The organism is Burkholderia sp. NFPP32, from assembly GCF_900119325.1.
In the GTDB taxonomy this organism is placed as follows: Bacteria; Pseudomonadota; Gammaproteobacteria; order Burkholderiales; family Burkholderiaceae; genus Burkholderia; species Burkholderia pyrrocinia_C.
This window is the reverse complement of the sequence record NZ_FPJP01000008.1, coordinates 34546-56439: the sequence shown is the minus strand read 5'-3', so window position 1 is coordinate 56439 and position 21894 is coordinate 34546. Positions and strand designations below refer to the sequence as shown.

The following is a 21894-nucleotide window of genomic DNA, read 5'->3' as shown; positions in this document are numbered from 1 at the left end:
CGCCATGCGCATCACGCCCCTGCCGCCCCTTCAGTGCCTCGTCGCGTTCGAAGCCGCCGTGCGGCACGCGAGCTTCACCAAAGCCGCCGCCGAACTGCACCTGACCCAAAGCGCGATCAGCCGCCAGATCCAGCAGCTCGAGGAATTCCTCGGCCGCTCGCTATTTGTCCGCGAACATCGTTCGTTGCGGCTGACGATCGCCGGCGAGCAATACGCGACACAGGTCCACCACCTGCTCACCCAATGCGCGGAAGCCACGCAAGACGTGATGAAGCCATATGGCGACCTCGAACTGACGATCGCATGCTCGTCCGGCATCGCGCTCCTGTGGCTCACACCCCGGCTGCCGGACTTTCGCGCTGCGTATCCGAACATCAAGCTGCGCCTGATCGTGCGCGACGGCCTTGCGTCGATGTCGCCCGCGGAATTCGACGTCGGCGTCTACTACGTGCGCCAGCAAGCGCCGGCCGAATACACAGCGCGCCGGCTGTTCGACGAGGAAGTGTTCCCCGTGTGTTCGCCCGGCTATCTGGCCGGCCGCACGCTCGACGCGGCCGATCTCGCGAACGAGACGCTGTTGCGCCTCGAGGACGGGCAGCGCCAATGGATGTCCTGGTCCGAATGGTTCGACATGAACGACGTCGACCGGCAGAAGGCGCAGCCGCAGGACATCATGATCAACTCCTATCCGCAGATCGTGCAGATGACCATTCTCGGCCAGGGCGTGTCGCTCGGCTGGCGCTACATGATCGACGCATGCATCGAGGCCGGCCTGCTCGTGCGCGTGACTGACGCGTCCGCGAGCCACGGCGGCGGTTATTACGTGATCTCGCCCAACGACCGCGCACAGAACCAGGCCGCCCGCCTGTTCACGCGTTGGCTGTTCGAACAGGCCGAGAAGCAAACCGCACCCTGAGCGCGACGCATGCGCTCAGCGCATGCGTGCATGCGAATCTTTCGTTTCAGAAAAAAATCCGGCTGTCCTTAGCATGGGATTCACGCGGGGCAGCCGTCCCGTCTTCTGACAAAGGAAGAGACCATGCAAGGAACGCTTTCCCCGCGCGCCGCGCCTTCCATCGATGTGGCAGTGCAGCAGCGCCGCCGCGCCATCGTCGCGACCGTGATCGGCAACGGCCTCGAATGGTTCGACTTCACCGTCTACAGCTTCTTCGCGGTAATCATCGCGAAGCTGTTCTTCCCGACCGGCAACGAACTGACGTCCGTGCTGCTGACCGTCGCGACGTTCGGCGTCGGCTTCTTCATGCGGCCGGTGGGCGGCATCGTGCTCGGCGTCTATGCGGACAAGGTAGGACGCAAGGCAGCGCTGTCGCTCACCATCCTGCTGATGGCAGCCGGCACCGCGCTCATCGGGATCGCGCCAACCTACGAACAGGCCGGCATCGCCGCGCCGCTGTTGATCGTCGTCGCGCGGCTGCTGCAAGGCTTCTCGGCCGGCGGCGAGATGGGCGGCGCCACCGCGTTCCTCACCGAATACGCGCCGCCGGAGAAACGCGCGTATTACTCGAGCTGGATCCAGTCGAGCATCGGCTTCGCGGTGCTGCTCGGCGCGGCGACCGGCACGTTCGTCACGACGTCGCTCGACGCGCAGGCGCTGCATAGCTGGGGCTGGCGTCTGCCGTTCCTGCTCGGGATCATCGTCGGGCCGGTCGGTTACTTCATCCGCAGCCATATCGACGAGACGCCCGCGTTCAGTGCCGTCGAAGCGCAGGCGAAGGAAAGCTCCCCGCTGAAGGAAGTGCTGTCCACCTACCCGCGCGAGACGTTCGCGAGCTTTTCGATGGTCATCCTGTGGACCGTCTGCACCTACGTGCTGCTCTTCTACATGCCGACCTATTCCGTGCGCACGCTGCATCTGCCGCAGTCGACCGGCTTCGCCGCCGGCATGGTCGGCGGGCTGATGATCATGTGCTGCTCGCCGATCGTCGGCAGGCTCGCCGACGTGTGGGGACGACGCGTGTTCCTGTCCGGCTCGGCGCTCGCGATCCTCGTGCTTGCGTGGCCGATGTTCGCGTGGATCAACCATGCGCCCGGGTTCACGTCGCTGATCGTGTTCCAGGCCGTGTTCGGCGTGCTGATTGCGACTTATACCGGGCCGATCCTCGCGGCGTTTGCGGAGCTGTTTCCGACCAAGGTGCTGTCGACGGGGCTTTCCGTTGCGTACAACTTCGCGGTGACGATCTTCGGCGGGTTCGCGCCGTTCCTGATCACGTGGCTCATCGCCCGCACGGGCAGCAATATGGCGCCCGCCTGCTACGTGATCCTCGCGGCGGCAGTCAGTTTCGTCGGGACGCGCTTCGTGAAAGATGCGAAGCGGGCTGCCTCCATGACTCGATAAGGATATTTCCTCATGACCATTACCGTGCTTCAGGGCGGCAACGTACTCGACCTCGAACGGGGCGTGTTGCTCGAACATCATCATGTCGTGATCGACGGCGAACGGATTGTCGAAGTCACCGATCGGCCGGTGGATTTGCCGAATGCGCAGGTGGTCGATGTGCGCGGTAAAACCGTGATGCCGGGGTTCATCGATTGCCACGTGCATGTGCTGGCTTCGAATGCGAATCTCGGCGCCAATGCGGTGCAGCCGAATATTCTCGCGGCGATCCGGTCATTGCCGATTCTCGATGCGATGTTGTCGCGTGGGTTTACCAGTGTGCGGGATGCCGGCGGGGCGGATTGGGGGTTGATGCAAGCGGTCGAGACGGGGTTGGTTTCAGGGCCGCGGATTTTTCCGTCGGGGAAGGCGTTGTCGCAGACCGGCGGGCATGGGGATTTTCGGCCTCGGGGGGATTTGCTGGAGCCCTGTTCGTGCTGTTTTCGGACGGGGGCGATTGCGCGGGTCGTGGATGGCGTTGAAAGTGTGCGGCTCGCCGTGCGCGAAGAGATTCAGAAAGGCGCGACGCAGATCAAGATCATGGCTTCCGGTGGGGTTGCGTCGCCGACTGATCCGATTGCCAACACGCAGTATTCGGAGGACGAGATTCGGGCGATCGTCGATGAAGCCGAGGCCGCGAATACTTATGTGATGGCGCATGCGTATACGGGGCGGGCGATTGCGCGGGCTGTGCGATGTGGCGTGAGGACGATCGAGCACGGGAACCTCGTAGATGAAGCGGCCGCGAAGCTCATGCATGAGCATGGGGCGTTTGTGGTGCCGACGCTGGTTACTTATGACGCGCTTGCCAAACATGGAGCGGAGTTCGGGATGCCGGCGGACTCCGTGGCAAAGGTGGCTTCCGTGCAGCAGAAAGGACGCGAGTCGCTGGAGATTTATGCGAAGGCCGGCGTGAAGATGGGGTTCGGGTCGGATCTGCTTGGGGAGATGCACGCGTTTCAGTCGGGTGAGTTTCGGATTCGGGCCGAGGTGCTGGGGAATCTGGAAGCGGTCAGGTCGGCGACGACGGTGGCGGCGGAGATTGTCAACATGACGGGACAACTGGGCGTCGTAGCCGCCGGTGCGATCGCCGACATGGTCGTGCTCGACGGAAACCCGCTCGCCGATATCGGCGTCGTGGCCGGTGAAGGCGAGCACGTCGCCTATGTGATGCAGCGCGGGCGGATCGTGAAGGCGCGGGACGGCGGGCGTTGATGCGTCGTTCACGGATGCACGGGAATATTCGGGCCGTCGCTTGAATCCGGATACCTCCGAGTCAATCGAATCCATTCGCTTGTTTCGGCACGCACGGAGCGGCCTCACGGCAGTGCGGTCGTGACAGTTGTTGAAGGTGGCTGCGGGCGCGAATCACGATATCCGAAGCGATGGCCAGGGCAGTATCGCCCCGGCGGTCAGTCGCGTTCGTGCAAAGCCTGCAATTCCACTCGCAAGAGCCGCATCAAGCGGCCCTTGCTCGTTATGCCTGCGAGTCTTCCGGTTCCGGGTCGTGGTAAGGCTGCTCTCGCAGCGCTAGCTGGCTGTAGTCCGGCGAGATCGTGATTTTCCGGGTGACGTAGTTGACGTCGAGGTAGACGCGGTCGCCCGGTTTGAATCCAAAGATCTTGAAATCCAGATCGATTGCCTTCATCCACGGCAGGTACGGCCAGCCGCGCTTGGGAAGGTCCGGGTAGTTGCGGAGGACCAGCTCAAACGTTTTTTGCATGTTGACCGGTTTGTTCTTCCTGCGACGTGTCTTACTATTGGCGTCAGCCATTTCCGACTCCTAGAGCGAGTTGGTGGTGGTCAGCGGGTCGTATGGGTTGCCGCCCATGCGGCCCGCGCTTTTTGTTGCCGTGGAATTTCTACTTCTCTCTCCCCCTTCGCTGCGTCTTGTTGGGCAAGACGGATTTTTCGACCATCGGTGCGAAGGGTGCTGCGTTCAACTTCCGATGGGCGAGAAGCAAGGCTTCATGACCAGTGTAGTCGCGCTGGCATCTCAGAAATGGGGAGTTGGGGGGGATTGGCCGTTAGGCAGAGGGATGGGTGCGACACATGGCTGATGTTGCGGATGGATCATTTGCCGTTCCTTGGTGCTCACTGATCTCCCCCCACGGAAACGGAATGCGGTGGCTACTTGTACCACTCCGCCTTGATGGCCGCGAAGTCCATATCCTTCCATTCCTTCTTCCAGAGCTGCCAGTACGGGATGTCGTTGGAGGATGGGGCGTCAGCGCACAGGTCGATTTGGACGATTGACGGAAGGATGATGGATTCACCTACCAGCAGCGCTTCACCTTGCCGGAACGACGTCATCTTGTCGATCAGCGAGCCGAGTGAGTCCGGAAGCAGCTTCTTCACATACCCCTGGTCTGCTGGATTTGTAAGGCGCATAGCGATGAAGTTACTGCATTGAGAGAAGATCGTTTCGGATATCTCGGATGGGCGCTGGCTCGCAAGCAGCAAGGTGACGCCGTACTTCCGGCCTTCCTTTGCGATCCGCTCGATGGAGACCTTGGACGAACGGTACTTGGATAGATCGCTGTTTGGCACGTACTTGTGCGCTTCCTCGTAGACCAGCAGGATAGGCACATCGTTGTTAATCTTCTCGCCGGGGTTGTTGGCGCAGCGCAGGCGTTTGTAGATGTACCCGTACTCGAATATCAGGCGCGATATAAGCGAGACCGTGATGCTCAGCACCTCGAATGGGACCCCGCTGAGATCGATGACGGTAACGTTCGACTCATTTAACGACGGGTAACCGAGAAGTGTCTGGAGCGTTTCCTCAAACGTAATGCTCTTCGACTTCTCGCCCAGGAAAAAATCGAGCCTACTGTCGTTCACCTTGTTCTCGAGCCGGTTCACAAAGTTAGTCAGCTTCCCGTAGAGGCTGCCCTGCGTGAGCTTCGGCTGGCCGGCTTTCTTTCCAGACGCATACACCTCACCTGAATCTATGAGCTCGTCGTTCTTTTCGACGGCATATTCAAGCACCTTTCGGATATCAAACGGAATGGGAGTGTCCAAGTGAATCTTCTGCTTGTCGGCTTCTGATCCGCTGAACTTTGCGCGGCGGTCCCTGATGATCGCCTCCTTGAAAATATTTCTCTGGTTGTGATCGTTAGCCTCCGTATCGAGAAAGAATTCTTCCAATTCCTCGCCGTTCAGCATCCAATAAGGCAGAATGAGATTCGAGATATCAATATGGTTCGCGCGCGGAAACGCCGACTTGTACTCAGAGTGGATGTCGAAAACGATGATGTGCGAGTTGTTGAGCGAGAAGTCGCCGTCCTTTTCCTTTACCGCATTCTGGATGACGGTAGCGAGGGTATGTGACTTGCCTGACCCTGTGGAGCCGACCACTGCAATGTGCTTGTTAAAGAACTTGTTTCCATTGACGGGAACGGGAACGTTCTTGTTCGATGCCAGCGTCGCAAAGCGGAACCTCTCCGCTTCAGGCACTGAGTCGTCGTAGATCTTCTTGATGTCCGCGATGGTCGCAGGTTGGACTTCCTTCGGCGGGATCGCAAGCGAATCGCCGCCGCGTTCGAATTTGCCGTCCCTCAGGATGCCAAGTGGGAAAGCTTCGATGATGTGGTCCCGCTTCCCGTCCGCGCTGACGGCGATCTGGAAGTTCTCGATAATGGCTATGAGGATCGCGTTCTCGTTGTCCGCGATCTTTACATAAGAACCGACCTTCAACGATTCTTCCGCTACCTTGAAGTCTTCGAGGTCGTCCACGACGATGCGTACCTTGTCGGGGAAGACTGCGATTACCTGAGCGTTGATCTGTTCTTCTTCCTGTGCGTGTGTCATGCTCTTGTGCCTGCGGTTAGATGATGGATTTGACGTCCAACAGCCGTTCTATCTGAATCTTGACGTGCCGAACTGCCGGCTTGTCGTAGTCGAAGTAGCTGCTGCCCAGGTGGAACTGGTAGATGCGTCTGGTCTTGGTAACGGCATCCACGGTTTGCTCGACGTTGCGAAGGGTGTTCAGGACCTTGATCTTTATCCCATTGCCATGCGTGGCGCTCTGCGTGATTGAGTGATAGCTGAAGTCCGCGCCTTGGAAGTCGTGGCCGTCAATTAGTTTGAATCCCTCCATACTGAGCTCTCTCTTCAGCGCAAGCAGCTCGTCGTCTGGTACGCCGTGGACATAGATGTACGGGCAGAAGGGTGAAGGCTCTCGTGCGGACAGCTTGGCCCACTTCCTGGAAAGCTCGAAGAAGAGGTCCTTGAGGTCGCTCCGGACGTAGGAGCCAGCGTCCGCCTCGACTAGGAAGAAGCGCTCGTGTGGGGATACGTTGAGCTCCGTAAAGTATTCCTTGCGAAGTGCGGCGAGATGTGCTTTTTTGCCCTTCTTCTCGACGAACCACTCGTTAAACAAGATCGTGGAGGTGTTGATTCTTGCCAGGAACTCCTTCTTCGTGACTCTCCGGTCCGCCGGCGCCACTTTGATCGAGAGCTCGCGGATAACGGCCAGCGCGTTGTTGTAATAGAAGTATTCGGCTGAGAATGGCGTGCCTCGGAAGATAGCTCGGACGGCTTCGAGTACCTCGCGGTATTGTTCGTCAAACTCCTTTGCTCTAACGTCAATGGTGAAGCGTTTCAGAAAATCGACGAGGTTGGCATCGGAAAGGCCAAGCTCGGAATGGTGGTAGCGCGTGACCTTGGCAGTGCCTTTTCCCTCCGAGTACGTGAGGAAATGTTTTTTCAGGAAATCAACGTCGATGCCACCATCCAGCTTTTCCTGACCTGAGGCGTAGTGCCCCTTAATGGAGTAAGAGATCTTTGGTTTTGTTCCCACCAAGCTTTCCTTGAAGTGGGACACCATGTGCATTACCGCATCCTTGATTGCGGAGTGGTTGTATTCCGTCTTCGCATAATACTTGCATTGCGTGGCCGTAACCTCGGTTGCGGTCCGGATGTCAATGTCTTCGGTGCATTCGATCTCGACGGAATCGTCCGGCGACGTCAGTTTCAAGATACTGAGGATTGACAGATCGAACTGGTAAAAATACCCCCGAATAGTGTCAACGGCGCTTCTGTCAGTCATGGCGTATCCAGTGAATATCTGTTTCCATTCCCGACCTATTCGGCATCGGAAGGATTTTGATTCTTGAGTTCGGCGAACTTGACTGCCATCGTCGGGTTGCCCCGAGTCAATCTCTTGATCGTCACGTCCTGCGCCTTGTCATTCGCAAGACGAAGGTTTCGATCGGTACCGAGTAGAGCCTCCTTCGTCTTCTGCAGATGGTCGATTGACTTGTCGATTTCATCGATTGCCGTTTGGAAACGCCTGGAGGCAAGGTCGTAGTTCTTCCCAAATGCGGTTTTGAACGCCTCCAGTTCGGTTTCGAAGTTCGTGATGTCTACATTCTGCGCCTTAACGAGCGCCAGCTCTGACTTGTACTTGAGCGAGTTCATCGCAGCATTCCGTAGAAGCGTGATGATTGGAAGAAAGAACTGCGGTCTGACGATATACATCTTCTGGTAGCGATGGAACACGTCGACGATTCCGGTGTTGTACAGTTCATTGTCCGGCTCGAGCAGAGAAACCAACACCGCATATTCGCACCCCTTCTCAGTACGATCCTTATCGAGCTCCTTCAGAAAATCCTCATTCTTGCTCTTCGTCGCACTACGATCGCTCTCGTTCTTCATTTCGAACATGATTGAGACGATCTCAGTGCCAGCCTCATCCGAGTCGCGAAAGATGTAGTCGCCCTTGCTACCAGTCCGCGCGTCGTTGTCTTTCTCGAAATATGCTCTGGGAAACGCCGCCGCTCGGATACGGTTGAACTCTGTTTCGCAGTGCTGCTCAAGGGATTCGCCAACCATCTTGGTTGACAAGCGAGCCTTCATATCCCGGAGACGCTCGATAGCATCATCGCGATCCTTGATCTGCGTCTCGTACTTGTCCTTGAGCGACTTTTCTGCGAGCTGCTTCTCAAGCTCCACTCGCTCGAGGCCACTCTTCAGTTCGTCACGCTCTTTCTCAACCGAGCTGACTGCCTCGGTAATCGCAAGTTTCTTCTCAACATCGATGGCATCGAGCTTAGCCTTTAGGCTCTGAATCTCCGCGTCCTTCGTGGCCGCAGCTTTCTGCAGTTCATTCGCCAGCCTCGCCTCAGCAAGCTCAGTGGCTGCTTGTGTGGCGTGCTTCAGCTGCTCAAGCTCATTTTCAAGAGCACTACGCTCTTTTTCTACGGCACTTAGGGCCTCAGTCACAGCGAGCTGTCGCGCAACCTCGCCGGCATCGAGCCTAGACCTCAGTTCCTGGATCTCGGCATCTTTAGCTGCGGCGGCCATCTGTAATTCGCTGGCGGCCTTAGTTTGGGCGAGCTCGACGGCATTCCGCTTGTCCTGCTCGGCCAACTCAAGCCGTTCGTGCAACTGCTTCTCGAATTCACCATCGCGAACCTGCTTCAATATGTCCGCGTACCCAGCCTCGTCGATCTTAAATGCCTTCCCGCAGTGCGGGCAGATGATTTCATTCATGTCTACGTTTCTCCCGCCATTGTCAGAATATGTCTGAGCATCTCGCGAACAGTTCCTTTTACCTCAAGCGCCGCAGTCCGGTAAACACACTAACTCTTTGCGAGCTGGGTTACAGCAACGGCCTCAATCGCCGCAGACAACGTGACCGTGTTCGACCAACAGGATCCACTAATAAACCAGACGGACGACTGACCCCACGGACTTTTATCGCGTATCCGCGCGAGCCCGATTCTCAGACCGCGATGTGTTTCTGCATGAAGACACTCAACGGGTCGTCCGAGTAACCGCCAAACGGTCCCCGACGCTGGTAACCGACCGAAAGATACAAAGCCAGCGCCTCATGTTGATACGGTCCGGTTTCAAGCTTGAGCAATTTGCAGCCCAAGTCCATTGCCCGTGACTCGAGCAGTGCCATGAGTTTCCTGGCGACACCTTGCCCCCGACCAAGCGGGCTGACATACATGCGTTTCAGTTCACCGAATTCGGGGTTGAGAACAATCGCCCCGCACCCGACTGCTTTACCTTCACGATCCCGCGCAACAGCAAACAGGACATTGGGTTGCTTCAGCGACGCCATATCCAGAACGTGCCGGCTCTCCGGCGGGTACAGGGTGTCCTGATAGGCATCCAGATCGGCGATGAGGGCAATCACATCGGGTTGATCGGGTGACTCGAAGGCGACAGTCATAGTTGAAGAAGCCGTGCGAAAATGAAATTGAAGTACCCAGCGAAAAAAATGATCGACATCGACACCTATCTGGCCTTCAGTCGCTGATTTTCAGCGATATTTCCGATGTTGTCGAACATCTCAAAAGTTGCCGAATCCGATGGCACAGTGACATTACCCGACTAAACGACATCGAGATGGTTGCTTGCTATTGAACGACGTCATCCACCATCGCTTGTACTTCGGACGCAAGCCGCAGATAGCCCTTCTGCCCTGGCAAATGCTTCGCAAAACATTCCTGCCGCTGTTCCTCTGCCACTCGGTCGGCACCACAGGCCGCGATCCCCGGCACCGTCGCGCCCCGCCAGAGGATATAAACCCGCTCCCCCTGCCTGACTGACACTGCCAGCGTGTCCGGTCCATCCGGGACCCCGTCCTGGCTTCCCCCCAACAGCAGCGCCTTCACCACCGCATCAGCCGGCTTCCGCTTCACCGGCAACTCGGCAAACCGAAACGCCGCAGCGTCATCACCAAACACGTCCGAATAAAACGTCTCGTTATCGAAGATAACGGCAACATCATCCGTCGACTTGAGCCCCGCATCCGCTATCGCCACCCAAGCCTTCAAAAGTTAAACAATCGTCACAAGAAGACTCGTCTTCCCATAATCCGACTTGAAGAACAGCCCATCCGGCCCCGGCGTTATCCCGTCATCGGCGACAACGCTTAGCACGGCACTCCCAACCTTCCCGGAAAACCCTTTCGCCTTGACCGTCCCGACAAGCTTTACCAGCTTCGCACTCAACTCGGCGGTGTATTTCCTGTCGAGATCCGACCGGTCTTCCATCCGAGCCGCATTAACTGTCTCGGCAGCCTTCTTCCGATCCGCGAGATAAGAATCGGTCGGCAACGTAATCGCCTTCGCCCCGACAACAGCGATCAGGGCCAGGAGCACAACCGCCCCCACCCCGACTTTCAGTTTGGAAATGCTTTTCATTCTTCTATGACGTCCCGAAACCAAGCCCGGATGCAAAACGGCTGCCGTGAACCCACGGCAGCCGTCCCTCAGAAACGCCTCATTCTAAAACGCGAAGCAGACTTTATTCATCCACCTTGAACGCCGACACCAGCTTGGTCAATTCCGCCGCCTGCTGTTTCAAGCTCTCGGCGGCCGCCGCGCTTTCTTCCACCAAAGCCGCATTCTGCTGCGTCATCTGATCCAAAGACTGCACCGCGTCCCCGATCTGATCGATCCCGGCACTCTGCTCCAGGCTAGCCTCAGCAATCTCGCTCATCATCGCGCTAACGCCCTGCACCTGCGAGACAACATCGCTCATCACCTTCCCCGCCTCGCTAACCAACCGCGAACCGGTATTCACCGTCCCCGCGCTATGTTCGATCAGCGCCTTGATCTCCTTCGCCGCCTGCGCGCTGCGCTGCGCCAGATTCCGCACCTCCGAAGCCACCACAGCAAACCCACGCCCCTGCTCCCCCGCCCGCGCCGCCTCAACCGCGGCATTCAGCGCCAGAATATTCGTCTGAAACGAAATACTGTCGATCATCACGATGATCTCGGAGATCCGCTGCGACGCGGCGCTGATCTGCTCCATCGTGCTCACGACCTCGCCCACCACCTGCCCGCCGCGCGCCGCCGCATCCGACGCGCCGTTGATCATCTTCGCGGCGGTCGTCGCCGTCTCGGTGTTGTTCCGCACCACGGCCGTGATCTCTTCCATCGACGAAGCCGTCCGCTCCAGGTTGCTCGACTGCCCTTCGGTGCGTTCGCTCAGATCCGCATTCCCCGAAGCGATCTGCGCCGACCCGGTCGCAATCGACGCGGAAGCCGCCCGAATCCGGTGAACCAGCGTCGACAGCGACGACACGAACCGGTTGAACGCATCCGACAACTGCCCGATCTCGTCCTGGCTCTCGACCGCCATCCGGCGCGTCAGGTCACCCTGGCCGCTCGCAATCTCCGACAGCAACGTAGCCGCACGCCGGATCGGCGCGGCAATCGCGCGCCCGACCAGCCAAATCACGAGCAGCGCGACACCCAGCCCCACCACGGCCGCGACCAGCGCCGCGCTGCGGATCGCACTCGTCACCGGCCCGAGCAGTTCCGCCTGCGGCACCTCGACGACGACATACGCATTCAGCTCCGGAACGAACGACGTCGCGATGAAGCGCGCGCCGCCGTCGCCGTTGTAGCTCAGGTACGCATACGGCTTGCCGGCGAGCAGCGTCGAAGACGCATCGTCAGGCAGCCCCGGCTGATCCTTCATGAAATGCTTGCCGTCGATCAGCGACGTATCGCGATGCATCATGATCGCGCCGTCGGGACGCACGAGATACGCGAACCCGGTCTCGCCGATCCGGTAAGCGGCAATGCCCTTCGCTAGCGCATCGACGGACAGGCTCATGCTGGCCGCGCCGATCGGCACGCCGTCGAGTTCGACGCGGCTGTTGATGAACATCATGTAGCCGCCGACGGTCACCTCGTGATCCATGTTCACGTCGAACGCCTTGCCGGACGACAGGAAGCTGGTGAGCCACTGATCCTTGTCGGTCACCTTCCGCTGCAGGCCGGCCTCGTTGTAGTAGTTGCCGCTCTTCACCGACACCCACTGCACGGACGCCGCCTTCTGCTCGTCCTTCACGTTCTTCGCGAGCTGGATCCAGTTGCGCGTGCCGGCGTCGGGCTCGCCGTCGGCTTCCCATTGCAGCAGGAACGCATCGCGCGCGAGAATGCGCGACGCGGCGATCGGCCCGGCCATCTGACGCTGCACGTCGGCGCGAATGCCGCTCACTGCCGTCGGCAACTCTTCGCGGACGACGCGGTCACGCACCGCGTTGCCGATCAGGCGGATGCTCAGGCCGCTCGAAATCGCGACGAACACGAGCAGGCAACTCGTCATGCTGAGAATCAGCTTGTTCTGAATGGAAAGCTTGCGCCAGAAATGCATGGGAACCCTCGGTAACCGCTCGGTCTGAGCCAGTTTGAGTTATCGGCATGCACGCACAGAAGCGCATCGCAGATTTCAGATGTCGATCATGCGAGATTTGTTATGTCGTTGACAGGCGGGCATATGCGGCCGCCTATACGTGCACGATCAGCGCGAATCAATACGCAACAAAGATCGTCACGCGCCGGTTCCGCGCCCGCGCGGCGGCATCGTCGCCCGTCACGAGCGGCTGCGTATCGGCCCGCCCGATCGCCGCGAGCCGGTGCGGCGCCACGCCGCGCTCGGTCAGGTAGCGCACGACGCTCCCCGCCCGAGCCGACGAAAGCTCCCAGTTCGATTCGTATTTCGCGTTCGCAATCGGCACGTTGTCCGTATGCCCTTCGACGAGAATGTCGCCGGTCGCGTGCTCGCTCAGTGCCTGCGCGATCTGGTTCAGCACCGGCGACGAATCGGGCAGCAAGCGTGCATCGCCGACATTGAACAGGATCTTCGCATCGATGCCGATCTCCACGCCGTGCGGCGCCTTCACCAGCGAGATCCGGCCGTTCGTCTTCAACGAATCGAGCAACGCGAGCCAGGCCGGCGCGCGTTCGGGCACAGCAGTACTCGCAGTGCCACCGGTGTGTCGTGCGAGCGTCTGGTATCGCGCGTCGAGTGCATTGTATTTCGCGAGTTGGAGCACATACAGCGCGAGAAACAGCACCATCAGCGTCGTGATGAGATCCGCGTACGAAATCAGCCAGCGTCCGGACTGCGTGCCTTCGAGTTCGTCGTGGTCGCGACCGGCGGACGCCGCGCCGTCAGTTCGGGCTGTCATGCCGAAGATCCCTGTTCGTCGTACCGCATACGCAGCACATCACGCAAGCGACTCAGCCGCACGCCCGCGCACATCACCGGTCAGCCGCATTTCGATCGTATGCGGCGACTCCTTGCGCGAAATCGCCAGCAATCCGTCGAGATACAGCTTGCGAAACCGCAGCTCGCTATCGATCTGCGCGCGCAGCTTACCGTAAAGCGGCAGAAACACGAGGTTCGCAAACGCCAGCCCGTACAGCGTCGCGATGAATGCAACCGCGATGCCCGGCCCGAGCTGCGCCGGCTCGAGAATATGGCTCGTCACCTGAACGAGCCCGAGCACAGATCCGAGAATGCCGAACGTCGGCGCATAACCGCCGGCCTGCTGCCATACGCGCACGGCGGCCAGCCGGCTGCGCTCGTATGCATCGAGTTCGCGCTGCAATGCATCCTCGAGCACGGCGGTCGACACGCCGTTCGCCAGCAGTTCGAGCCCGCGGCGCGCGAACGGATGGATGCCGCTCACGTCCATCGATTCGAACGCGAGCAGCCCGTCGAGCTTCGCGCGATCGCCCCATTCGAGCAGGTCGGACAGGTGCTTGCGATCGACCTCTCTCGCGCGCACGAACGCAAGCCGCAACTGCCTCACCGCGTCGAAGAATCGCGCCCAGGTGTTCTGGATCATCACCGCGCCGAGCGTGCCGCCGAGCACGATGACGAGCGCCTCGAACTGGAACAGCATCGAAAAATGCCCGCCTTCCAGCGCGAAACCGAACACGATCGCCGCGCCGCCCAGCACCACACCGGCCAAGGTCAACAGATCCATACGCCTCCCCGTGTCACGCATCCGACGCCACGGACGCCGCGCCCGTCGCCGGCGCCTTGGCCGCGCGCACGGCATCCAGCACGCGCTGCTCGATATCCTCGATCTCGATCGGATCGAGCTTGAGCTCGCGACGCATCACCCACGACACCTCGTTGCGCCGCGCCTCGGTCATCACGGAAAACAGCTTGTCGGCCACCGCGCGATCGTCGAGGTTCGCGATCAGCTTCGCGAGATCGTACGTATCGAACGCGCTGATCACGTCGAACAGCGTGCGCTGGTCGACCCACACGAGATCCTCCAGCGCGCGCACGTCGCCGCCGCGACGCGCGTTGCGCCGCGAGAAGTACGCAACGCCCTTTTGCTCGACGTAACTGAGCACCTTCGATTTGCGGAACGCGAACACTTCGTCGGCGATCTCGCCGTTCGACAGCTTGTTGAGCAACAGCGTCTTCTCGACGCCGATCAGCGATTCGAGATCGGCCAGTTCGATGAGCTCGAGTTCGCTGTTGATCGACAGGTCGAGATCGTGGTCCGCGACCTGCTGCGCGCGATCGATCACGCGCGAGGCATCGAACGTGACGACCTGGCGCGCGTCCGACGAAGCCGCATAGTCGGCTGCACCGCCGACATGGTCGGCCTGCGCGGCTTCGATCGTGACGAGATTGAGCTTCTCCATGCGCCGCAGCATCGCGAGCACGTGCGGCCGCGAATGGCCGGCAATCGCGCGGCATTTGCGGATCACTTCGGCGAGCGGCACCGAGGTTTCGGTCGCATGGGCCTGCATCGGCCTGCGCGCCCACCCGTCGCCGGATTCGCGCGCATCGGCGCCGGCCATCAGCGACAGCACATGCGCATACGACAGCACGCCGGGCATGAAGTCCGCGTGCGTGTAGGTCGCGAGTTGGTCGTCCTTGCGCTTCACGCGCCGGATCATCGTTCGCACGATATGGCGCAGCAGCGCGGACACGCGCTCGATTTCTTCATCGAGCATGCCGGCCGGCACGACCGTGAGCTGACAGAACGAAAGCGCCTTCGCGGTATGGGCGCGCGGCTCGGCGGCGAGCAGCGCCGATTCGCCGAAGAACTCGCCGCGGCCGAGCGTCGCGACGATGACGCGCTTGTCGTCGCACCGCGTGGACAGCTCGACCTTGCCGTCGGTGATCAGAAAGATCACGGGCTCGCCCGCGAAGCCCTCCGAATAAATGATTTCTCCGGGCGCCGCTGTACGCGTCCACGATTGCTGACGATTCACGTCGATTCCCCTGCTGCGCTGAATGTTGCAGACTGCGCGCCGCACGTCGAAAGCATGCGTGTCGCGAGTCGTCCCCGTGACTCGTTTACGTCATCGAGCTCAACATCCTTTAGGGAATTCGCACTCGGTTTAACCCGAAATCAAGGTAAAACGTTTGCGCATTGCGCAACTGCATCGAGAATCCAATTTCGATGCCTGCGCGTGTAGTGCAATTGAAAGCACGCCGCGATCGCGCGCATCAAAACTCCATGTCGAGTTCGTCGATGTCTTCCTGCTCCGCCTTCGCCGCGTCGATCCACTCGGCGACGAACGGATGCGCGAGCACACGCATGCAGTACTCGGCGATATCCGGTTCCAGCTTCACGTCGTAGGTCAGGAAGCGCGTGACGACCGGCGCATACATCGCGTCGGCGATACCGATCTCCGCGCCGAACAGCCAGGGGCCGCCATACGCGGCCAGACACTCGTGCCAGATCGTCACGATCCGCTGGATGTCGTGCTGCGCGCGCGACCAGATCCGGAAGCCGGGGAAATGCGCGCGCAGGTTCATCGGCAGCGCGGATCGCAACGCGCTGAAACCGGAATGCATCTCGCCGCAGATCGACCGGCAATGCGCGCGCGCATGCCGGTCTTCAGGCAGCAGCCGCGCCTGCGGCCGGATTTCGTTCAGGTATTCGGCGATCGCGAGCGTATCCCACACCTTGTTGCCGTCATGCGTCAGGCATGGAACGAGAATCGACGGCGACAGCAGCAGCAGCTCCGCGCGCGACGCGGCATCGATCGGTACGCTGACGGTGTCGAACGCCAGGCCGCTCAGCTTCGCGAGCAGCCAGCCGCGCATCGACCACGACGAGTAATTGCGGCTGCTGATGGTCAGCGTCGTCTGTCCGGTTGATTCCATGTCGCTCCCCTGCTGAAAGCCGTTCGTGCCCCTGCACCGAAAGCGGACGCCGCCCCCGTCACCCGCACCACGCCTGTGCGGCATATTCGCCGAACCGGCGCGACGCCGCACGGTATTGCAGCACGGGCCGCGCGCCGGACCGGCCCGGCAATGCATCGCCTTCGGCCATCCGTCGTCGCGTGCCACCTGCGCCACCGCGTTCCCGAACCACTCGCAACGCGCGTGCCAGCCGCATGCTGGCACACGGCTTGCCTCGTTCATTGCAACGCAGCGCAACGAGCGACGGTCATGAACCTGTTTGCCTATCCGTTTTACCAATGGTCTGCCGAATGCCTGCGCCCGGCGCGCGCATGGGCTGCGACCACGCGCGCGACGATGTCGCTGTGGCCCCCATCTACATCAACACCGACGGGCCGCATGCTCGACGCGCTGTGCGAACTGCTCGAATGCTGCGCGTTCTCGCATCGGCGCCCGCCGTTCGGGATCGCGTCGATCGTCGTCGACGGAGAAACGGTGCCGATCGTCGAGGAGGCGGCCGCGGCCACGCCGTTCGGCACGCTGCTGCATTTCCGCAAGGCACTGCCGGTCGCGCGCCAGCCGCGCGTGCTGATCGTCGCGCCGATGTCCGGGCATTTCGCGACGCTGCTGCGCGGCACGGTGCACACGATGCTGGCCGACCACGACGTGTACATCACCGACTGGCACAACCCGCGCGACATCCCGTTGACGGCCGGGCGCTTCGGTTTCGACGAATACGTCACGCACGTGATCGACTTCATCCGCCAGGTCGGCCCGGACACGCATGTGCTCGCGATCTGCCAGCCGACCGTCGCCGCGCTCGCGGCGGTCGCGCTGATGGCCGCCGGCGGCGATCCGGCGCAACCTGCAAGCCTGACGCTGATGGCCGGCCCGATCGACTGCCGCGTGAATCCGACGAAGGTCAACGCGCTCGCCACGAGCCAGCCGATCGAATGGTTCGCGAAGAACCTGATCAGCGTCGTGCCGGCCGGCTTCGTCGGCGCGCAGCGGCGCGTGTATCCGGGCTTCGTGCAGGTCGGCGCGTTCATGTCGATGAACCCCGACCGGCATGCGGCATCGTTCGCCGATCTGTATTACCAGCGCGCGAAAGGCGATCCCGCGAAAGCCGACACGCTGCGGCATTTCTACGACGAATACTTCGCGACGGCCGACCTCACCGCGGAGTTCTATCTGGAGACGGTCGAGAAGGTATTCCAGCAATACGCACTCGCGCGCGGCGAACTGACGGTGGGCGACAGGCTCGTCGAACCGGCGGCGATTCACCGCACCGCGCTATTGACGATCGAAGGCGAGAAGGACGACATCTGCGCGGTGGGCCAGACGGTCGCCGCGCAGGAGCTGTGTTCGGGGTTGCCGTCGTATCTGAAGACGCACCACGTGCAGACGGGCGCGGGCCACTACGGCGTATTCAACGGCAGCCGATGGGAAACGCAGATCTATCCGATCGTGCGCGCGACGATTCATGACAACGAGCCGTACGATCGCACCGCGGATGCGGAAGGCAGCGCGAACGGCGCGCACTACGTCACGTTGCGTGCGCTGCTCGATGCGCGCACAACCGAGCACGATACGGCGACCGAAACATAATCGCATCGTGCACACTGAACCGGTGCTGCGACGCAACCGCCGGCGTTGCAAATGAATCGCCCCGCCGGGGTGGCGGGGCGTGATTTCCTGCAGCGTTCAGACGACGCGCAAGCGAACGAACTCGCGCGCCTGGCCCGCGTTACGAACAGGCCTTGCCGTGCGACGCGTGGAAGCCCCTCGCCTTCGCATCCGCTTCCGACATGTAGCTGCCGTGCTTCGTCTTGCCGTAGTACTTGTCGGTCGAGCAGTGATAGACCTTCGTGCTGTCGTTGGCCCACACCTTGCCCGCGCCGCCGCCCGGCGCCGCAGCGGCGGTCGTCGCCGGGGCGCTCTTCGCGGGCGCGGCACCGGACGCGGCGGCAGCGGAAGCCGCCGTCGCAGGCGCCATCGCGGCCGGCGCGCTGGCTGCTGCCGCCGACGATGCGCCGTACCAGGTCTTCACACCCTTGTGGCCGGCACATGCGCCCTTCTTCGATGCGCCCGAGTAGAACGAGCCGTCCTTGCACAAACCGGTCGTTCCGGCCGGTGCGCTGGCCGGAACCTGCGCGAACGCACCGATCGACACCCCCATGCCGGCGACGAGCGCGGCGATCAACATCGTCTTTTTCATAGTCCTCTCCTGATTTGCCTGAATGGTGAAAGCGTCCCGGGCATCCCCGGGGAAAGCCACGGTTACCGCACCCAGCGGCACATGCGATGGTGGTGATGATCGAAATGGCACACACGGTGCGAATGGGCTTCGGCAAGCGCCGGAGCGAGAACGGCGCATGCCACTGCGGTGGCCGTCAGGATCTTCGCGATGCGCTTCATGGATTTCTCCCGGGTAGGTCAGCCGGTCATCCGGCTGGTACCTCCTTAACGCCGGCCGCCGACAGGCCGTGCACCGCGCAGCCCGCAATTGACGATCTTTGACACCGCGTAACAATCCGTCACGCGAAGCTGACGAATCTCTTTCCTTTCTTTCCGGATCTTCAGCTTCCCGACCCTTCGGAATTCGAATGGTCCGCGGAGCACGCGGCGGCTTCCGGGAAGGATCAACAAAAAACCGCCCGAAGGCGGTCCGTCGCAAACGTGCACACGATGCGCGTCGGTCGGCGCATGCGCGCGCCGGAAAACCGGGCAGCTACGCGCCCGTCTCGCCCCACGGCGTCGGCGGGGGCACGGCGCACGGCCCTTCGACGTCGATCGACTTGAAATCGGCGGGGCCGACGATCTCCAGATACTCCATGTCCGGCGAGTAATCGAACAGGTAGTGGACGATCCCCGGTGCCTGATGCACGCAGTCGCCGGCGGACACCAGCGTTTCCTGCTCGCCGTACATGAAGCGCGCCCAACCCTTCAGCATGAACACGATATGGAACTCGGCCTCGTGACGGTGCCAGCCGGTGCCCGCCGTCGGTGCATGATTCGCCCTGACGAGTTGCGCGACGACCTTGCCGTTCGTCGCGGCCGCGATGCCGAGATCGCGATACAGGAAGAAGTCGCGCAGGCCTTCTCCTTGATACGCGGTGTCCTGCGGCTTCACATGGGAAAAATGGGTTGTTGTCGGTGTGCTCATCGCGGCGCTCCCTCATCGAAAGGATCACACGTGACAAGCATTTAGCGTTCCAGCGTGTGCGGATCGACGGGGTCGAGCCCGAGTGCGTGTCGCGCGGCGGCCTTTGACGGATGCGCTCGCGCAACAATAGGCGTTCTTCAATTCGCGCACCGCCCGTGGCGTCGTTGCAGCGTCACGGGCGATACACAACGCCGACGGCTTACTTCAACCGCCCCGACAGAAACTGCCCGAGCCGTTCGCTCTTCGGATTCACGAGAATCTCCTGCGGATTCCCTTCCTCCTCGATCTTCCCCTGGTGCAGGAAGATCACGTGATTCGACACGTTGCGCGCGAAGCCCATCTCGTGCGTGACGACGACCATCGTGCGGCCCTCCTCGGCGAGCTTCTGCATCACCTTCAGCACTTCGCCCACCAGTTCGGGATCGAGCGCCGACGTCGGCTCGTCGAACAGCATCACTTCCGGCTCCATCGCCAGCGCGCGTGCAATTGCAACTCGCTGCTGCTGGCCGCCCGACAGGTGCGACGGATACATGCCCTCGACGCGCGGTGCGAGGCCGACCTTCTCCAGATACTTGCGCGCCCGCGCGATCGCTTCATCCTTGCCGATCCCGAGCACCGCCATCGGCGCCTCGATCACGTTCTCCAGCACCGTCATGTGTGCCCACAGGTTGAAGTGCTGGAACACCATCGCCAGCTTCGTGCGCATCCGCTGCAGTTGCTTCTGGTCGGCCACGCGCAGCGCCCCGTTGCGGTCGCGCGTGGTCTGGATCGGCTCGCTGCCGATCGTGATCTGCCCCGAGCACGGCTGCTCGAGGAAGTTGATGCAGCGCAGGAACGTGCTCTTGCCGGAGCCGCTCGAGCCGATGATGCTGATCACGTCGCCGGCCTTCGCCTTCATCGACACGCCCTTCAACACCTCGTTGTCGCCGAATTTCTTATGCAGGTTATCGACTGTGAGCTTGTACATGCTTGGTCCTTCGTTGCGAATGCATTAATGGCCGCGCGGCGAGAGGTACGCGAGCCAGCGCGTCTCGAGCTTGCGGAACGCCCAGATGAGCGCGAACACGACGGCGGCGTACAGCACGGCGGCGATGCCGTAGGCCTGGAACGACATGTATGTCGCCGAATTGACGTCGCGCGTGACCTTCAGGATGTCGGGCACGGTCGCGGTGAACGCGAGCGTGGTCGCGTGCAGCATCAGGATCACCTCGTTGCTGTAGCTCGGCAGCGAGCGGCGCAGCGCGGACGGCAGAATGATCCGCGTATAGAGCTTGAAGCGCGACATCCCGTAGGCTTGCCCGGCCTCGATCTCGCCGGCCGACGTCGCCTTGATCGCACCCGCGAAGATCTCCGTCGCATACGCGCATTCGTTCAGCACGAACGCGAGCAGCGTGCAGTTCATCGCGTTGCGGAAGAACGTGTCGAGCAGCGCGTGATCGTGCACGACCTGCAGGCTATAGATGCCCGTGTAGCACATCAGCAGCTGCACGTAGAGCGGTGTGCCGCGGAACACGTACGTATAGAGCCACACGGGGCCCGAGATCCAGCGGTTCGACGATGCGCGCGCGATCGCGAGCGGCACGGCCAGCGCGAAACCGAGCGCGATCGACACGACCAGCAGCCACAGCGTGATCGCGAGGCCGCTGAAGCGGTAGCCGTCGGTGTACAGATAGCTTTGCCAGTATTGGCCGATGAGTTCGATCACAGTGCGAGCCTCCGGACGCCGACGGAATAACGCTTCTCGAGGTGATGCAGCACGACGTTGGACACCGTCGTGATCGCGAGGTAGATCGCGCCCGCGGCCAGCGTGAAGAAGAAGAAATCGAGCGTGCTCTTGCCCGCGTCCTGCGACGCCTTGACCACGTCGGCGAGGCCGATGATCGACACGAGCGCGGTGGCTTTCACGAGCACCTGCCAGTTGTTGCCGATGCCGGGCAGTGCGAAGCGCATCATCTGCGGGAACAGGATGCGGCGAAACACGCGCCAGCCGCCCATTCCGTACGCGAAGCCGGCTTCGAGCTGGCCGCGCGGCACCGCGAGGAACGCGCCGCGGAACGTCTCGGTGAAGTACGCGCCGTAGATGAAGCCGAGCGTCACGACACCGGCCGCAAACGGATCGATGTCGATCTGGCCCCAGCCGATCAGGTCGGTCGCGTTGTTCAGCAGGATCTGGATCCCGTAGAACAGCAGCAGCATCAGCACGAGGTCCGGCACCGCGCGGATCAGCGTCGTATAGAAAGTGCCGATCGACTTGAGCACGCGGTTGGTCGACAGTTTCGCGCCCGCGCCGGCGAGCCCCAGCACGAGCGACGCGGCGAGCGACAGCACCGCGAGCTTCACGGTCTCGACCGTGCCGGCCCACAGCAGCGGGCCAAATCCTTGGAAGATCATATAAGGGGTCCAGAACGATGTGGCT

General features: G+C 61.3%; 22 protein-coding genes. 4 read left to right on the top strand and 18 right to left on the bottom strand.

Annotated elements, in window-relative coordinates; genetic code table 11:
* Positions 1-4 precede the first annotated feature (4 nt).
* The 3 genes from BT264_RS17390 (at position 5) to BT264_RS17380 (ending at position 3610) form a co-directional block, all read left to right on the top strand.
* The gene (locus BT264_RS17390; protein WP_072439191.1) at positions 5-916 is read left to right on the top strand and encodes a LysR substrate-binding domain-containing protein; all 912 of its coding nucleotides are present in this window, start codon (positions 5-7) and stop codon (positions 914-916) included.
* A gap of 123 nt (positions 917-1039) precedes the next feature.
* Positions 1040-2356, top strand: coding sequence for an MFS transporter (locus BT264_RS17385; protein WP_072439189.1), 1317 nt, complete (start codon positions 1040-1042; stop codon positions 2354-2356).
* Positions 2357-2368: 12 nt separating this feature from the next.
* Positions 2369-3610 carry a metal-dependent hydrolase family protein gene (locus BT264_RS17380; protein WP_072439187.1) on the top strand — a complete coding sequence of 414 codons (1242 nt, stop codon included), beginning with the start codon at positions 2369-2371 and terminating at the stop codon, positions 3608-3610.
* Positions 3611-3872: 262 nt separating this feature from the next.
* Here the strand turns inward: BT264_RS17380 and BT264_RS17375 are convergent, their stop codons facing one another.
* From BT264_RS17375 to BT264_RS17325, 12 genes are all read right to left on the bottom strand, one after another.
* Positions 3873-4169 (bottom strand): hypothetical protein, encoded by a 297-nt coding sequence (locus tag BT264_RS17375; protein ID WP_072439185.1) that lies wholly within the window; start codon positions 4167-4169, stop codon positions 3873-3875.
* A 356-nt stretch (positions 4170-4525) separates the two neighbouring features.
* Positions 4526-6205 carry an ATP-binding protein gene (locus BT264_RS17370; RefSeq protein ID WP_072439183.1) on the bottom strand — a complete coding sequence of 560 codons (1680 nt, stop codon included), beginning with the start codon at positions 6203-6205 and terminating at the stop codon, positions 4526-4528.
* A 16-nt stretch (positions 6206-6221) separates the two neighbouring features.
* Positions 6222-7445: a DUF4297 family anti-phage-associated protein gene (locus BT264_RS17365; RefSeq protein WP_072439181.1), complete on the bottom strand. Its 1224-nt coding sequence runs from the start codon at positions 7443-7445 to the stop codon at positions 6222-6224.
* A 35-nt stretch (positions 7446-7480) separates the two neighbouring features.
* A complete protein-coding gene (locus tag BT264_RS17360; RefSeq protein ID WP_072439179.1) occupies positions 7481-8890 on the bottom strand; it encodes a DUF2130 domain-containing protein in 1410 nt (469 codons plus the stop codon).
* A gap of 232 nt (positions 8891-9122) precedes the next feature.
* The gene (locus BT264_RS17355) at positions 9123-9578 is read right to left on the bottom strand and encodes a GNAT family N-acetyltransferase (protein WP_072439177.1); all 456 of its coding nucleotides are present in this window, start codon (positions 9576-9578) and stop codon (positions 9123-9125) included.
* Between the two features lie 187 nt (positions 9579-9765).
* Positions 9766-10185, bottom strand: coding sequence for a hypothetical protein (locus BT264_RS39960; RefSeq protein ID WP_256260653.1), 420 nt, complete (start codon positions 10183-10185; stop codon positions 9766-9768).
* A gap of 3 nt (positions 10186-10188) precedes the next feature.
* Complete coding sequence (locus BT264_RS39955; protein WP_256260652.1) at positions 10189-10554, bottom strand: hypothetical protein; 366 nt, start codon at positions 10552-10554, stop codon at positions 10189-10191.
* Positions 10555-10657: 103 nt separating this feature from the next.
* On the bottom strand, positions 10658-12520 hold the full coding sequence (locus tag BT264_RS17345; protein WP_072439175.1) for a methyl-accepting chemotaxis protein: 1863 nt from the start codon (positions 12518-12520) through the stop codon (positions 10658-10660).
* Between the two features lie 157 nt (positions 12521-12677).
* On the bottom strand, positions 12678-13337 hold the full coding sequence (locus tag BT264_RS17340) for an OmpA/MotB family protein (protein WP_072439172.1): 660 nt from the start codon (positions 13335-13337) through the stop codon (positions 12678-12680).
* 39 nt (positions 13338-13376) lie between these two features.
* The gene (locus BT264_RS17335) at positions 13377-14141 is read right to left on the bottom strand and encodes a flagellar motor protein (RefSeq protein WP_072439170.1); all 765 of its coding nucleotides are present in this window, start codon (positions 14139-14141) and stop codon (positions 13377-13379) included.
* 13 nt (positions 14142-14154) lie between these two features.
* Positions 14155-15393, bottom strand: a complete 1239-nt coding sequence (locus tag BT264_RS17330; RefSeq protein WP_072439168.1) for a cyclic nucleotide-binding domain-containing protein — start codon at positions 15391-15393, stop codon at positions 14155-14157.
* A 238-nt stretch (positions 15394-15631) separates the two neighbouring features.
* Positions 15632-16294 (bottom strand): glutathione S-transferase family protein, encoded by a 663-nt coding sequence (locus BT264_RS17325; protein WP_072439166.1) that lies wholly within the window; start codon positions 16292-16294, stop codon positions 15632-15634.
* Positions 16295-16582: 288 nt separating this feature from the next.
* On the opposite strand from BT264_RS17325, the gene BT264_RS17320 reads away from it, so the two are divergent.
* Entirely contained in the window at positions 16583-17920 is a 1338-nt protein-coding gene (locus BT264_RS17320) for a polyhydroxyalkanoate depolymerase (protein WP_072439164.1), read from the top strand.
* A 139-nt stretch (positions 17921-18059) separates the two neighbouring features.
* Here BT264_RS17320 and BT264_RS17315 read toward each other — a convergent pair whose 3' ends face one another.
* The 6 genes from BT264_RS17315 to BT264_RS17295 all read right to left on the bottom strand — a co-directional run bounded on the left by BT264_RS17315 (position 18060) and on the right by BT264_RS17295 (position 21869).
* Entirely contained in the window at positions 18060-18530 is a 471-nt protein-coding gene (locus tag BT264_RS17315) for a DUF3761 domain-containing protein (RefSeq protein WP_072439161.1), read from the bottom strand.
* Positions 18531-18592: 62 nt separating this feature from the next.
* Positions 18593-18730, bottom strand: a complete 138-nt coding sequence (locus tag BT264_RS39240; RefSeq protein WP_177318382.1) for an HHHH-motif protein — start codon at positions 18728-18730, stop codon at positions 18593-18595.
* Between the two features lie 313 nt (positions 18731-19043).
* Entirely contained in the window at positions 19044-19478 is a 435-nt protein-coding gene (locus tag BT264_RS17310) for a cupin domain-containing protein (protein WP_072439159.1), read from the bottom strand.
* Positions 19479-19677: 199 nt separating this feature from the next.
* Positions 19678-20445, bottom strand: coding sequence for an ABC transporter ATP-binding protein (locus BT264_RS17305; protein ID WP_034182162.1), 768 nt, complete (start codon positions 20443-20445; stop codon positions 19678-19680).
* A gap of 24 nt (positions 20446-20469) precedes the next feature.
* Positions 20470-21183 (bottom strand): ABC transporter permease, encoded by a 714-nt coding sequence (locus BT264_RS17300; RefSeq protein WP_072439157.1) that lies wholly within the window; start codon positions 21181-21183, stop codon positions 20470-20472.
* Positions 21180-21869, bottom strand: a complete 690-nt coding sequence (locus tag BT264_RS17295) for an ABC transporter permease (protein WP_072439155.1) — start codon at positions 21867-21869, stop codon at positions 21180-21182. The genes BT264_RS17300 and BT264_RS17295 overlap by 4 nt, the downstream gene beginning before the upstream one ends.
* Positions 21870-21894 lie beyond the last annotated feature (25 nt).

Coding starts and splice junctions, on each gene's coding strand:
- BT264_RS17390 (WP_072439191.1), top strand. CDS start 5: ATGCGCATCACGCCCCTGCCGCCCCTTCAGTGCCTCGTCGCGTTCGAA.
- BT264_RS17385 (WP_072439189.1), top strand. CDS start 1,040: ATGCAAGGAACGCTTTCCCCGCGCGCCGCGCCTTCCATCGATGTGGCA.
- BT264_RS17380 (WP_072439187.1), top strand. CDS start 2,369: ATGACCATTACCGTGCTTCAGGGCGGCAACGTACTCGACCTCGAACGG.
- BT264_RS17375 (WP_072439185.1), bottom strand. CDS start 4,169: ATGGCTGACGCCAATAGTAAGACACGTCGCAGGAAGAACAAACCGGTC.
- BT264_RS17370 (WP_072439183.1), bottom strand. CDS start 6,205: ATGACACACGCACAGGAAGAAGAACAGATCAACGCTCAGGTAATCGCA.
- BT264_RS17365 (WP_072439181.1), bottom strand. CDS start 7,445: ATGACTGACAGAAGCGCCGTTGACACTATTCGGGGGTATTTTTACCAG.
- BT264_RS17360 (WP_072439179.1), bottom strand. CDS start 8,890: ATGAATGAAATCATCTGCCCGCACTGCGGGAAGGCATTTAAGATCGAC.
- BT264_RS17355 (WP_072439177.1), bottom strand. CDS start 9,578: ATGACTGTCGCCTTCGAGTCACCCGATCAACCCGATGTGATTGCCCTC.
- BT264_RS39955 (WP_256260652.1), bottom strand. CDS start 10,554: ATGAAAAGCATTTCCAAACTGAAAGTCGGGGTGGGGGCGGTTGTGCTC.
- BT264_RS17345 (WP_072439175.1), bottom strand. CDS start 12,520: ATGCATTTCTGGCGCAAGCTTTCCATTCAGAACAAGCTGATTCTCAGC.
- BT264_RS17340 (WP_072439172.1), bottom strand. CDS start 13,337: ATGACAGCCCGAACTGACGGCGCGGCGTCCGCCGGTCGCGACCACGAC.
- BT264_RS17335 (WP_072439170.1), bottom strand. CDS start 14,141: ATGGATCTGTTGACCTTGGCCGGTGTGGTGCTGGGCGGCGCGGCGATC.
- BT264_RS17325 (WP_072439166.1), bottom strand. CDS start 16,294: ATGGAATCAACCGGACAGACGACGCTGACCATCAGCAGCCGCAATTAC.
- BT264_RS17320 (WP_072439164.1), top strand. CDS start 16,583: ATGAACCTGTTTGCCTATCCGTTTTACCAATGGTCTGCCGAATGCCTG.
- BT264_RS17315 (WP_072439161.1), bottom strand. CDS start 18,530: ATGAAAAAGACGATGTTGATCGCCGCGCTCGTCGCCGGCATGGGGGTG.
- BT264_RS39240 (WP_177318382.1), bottom strand. CDS start 18,730: ATGAAGCGCATCGCGAAGATCCTGACGGCCACCGCAGTGGCATGCGCC.
- BT264_RS17310 (WP_072439159.1), bottom strand. CDS start 19,478: ATGAGCACACCGACAACAACCCATTTTTCCCATGTGAAGCCGCAGGAC.
- BT264_RS17305 (WP_034182162.1), bottom strand. CDS start 20,445: ATGTACAAGCTCACAGTCGATAACCTGCATAAGAAATTCGGCGACAAC.
- BT264_RS17295 (WP_072439155.1), bottom strand. CDS start 21,869: ATGATCTTCCAAGGATTTGGCCCGCTGCTGTGGGCCGGCACGGTCGAG.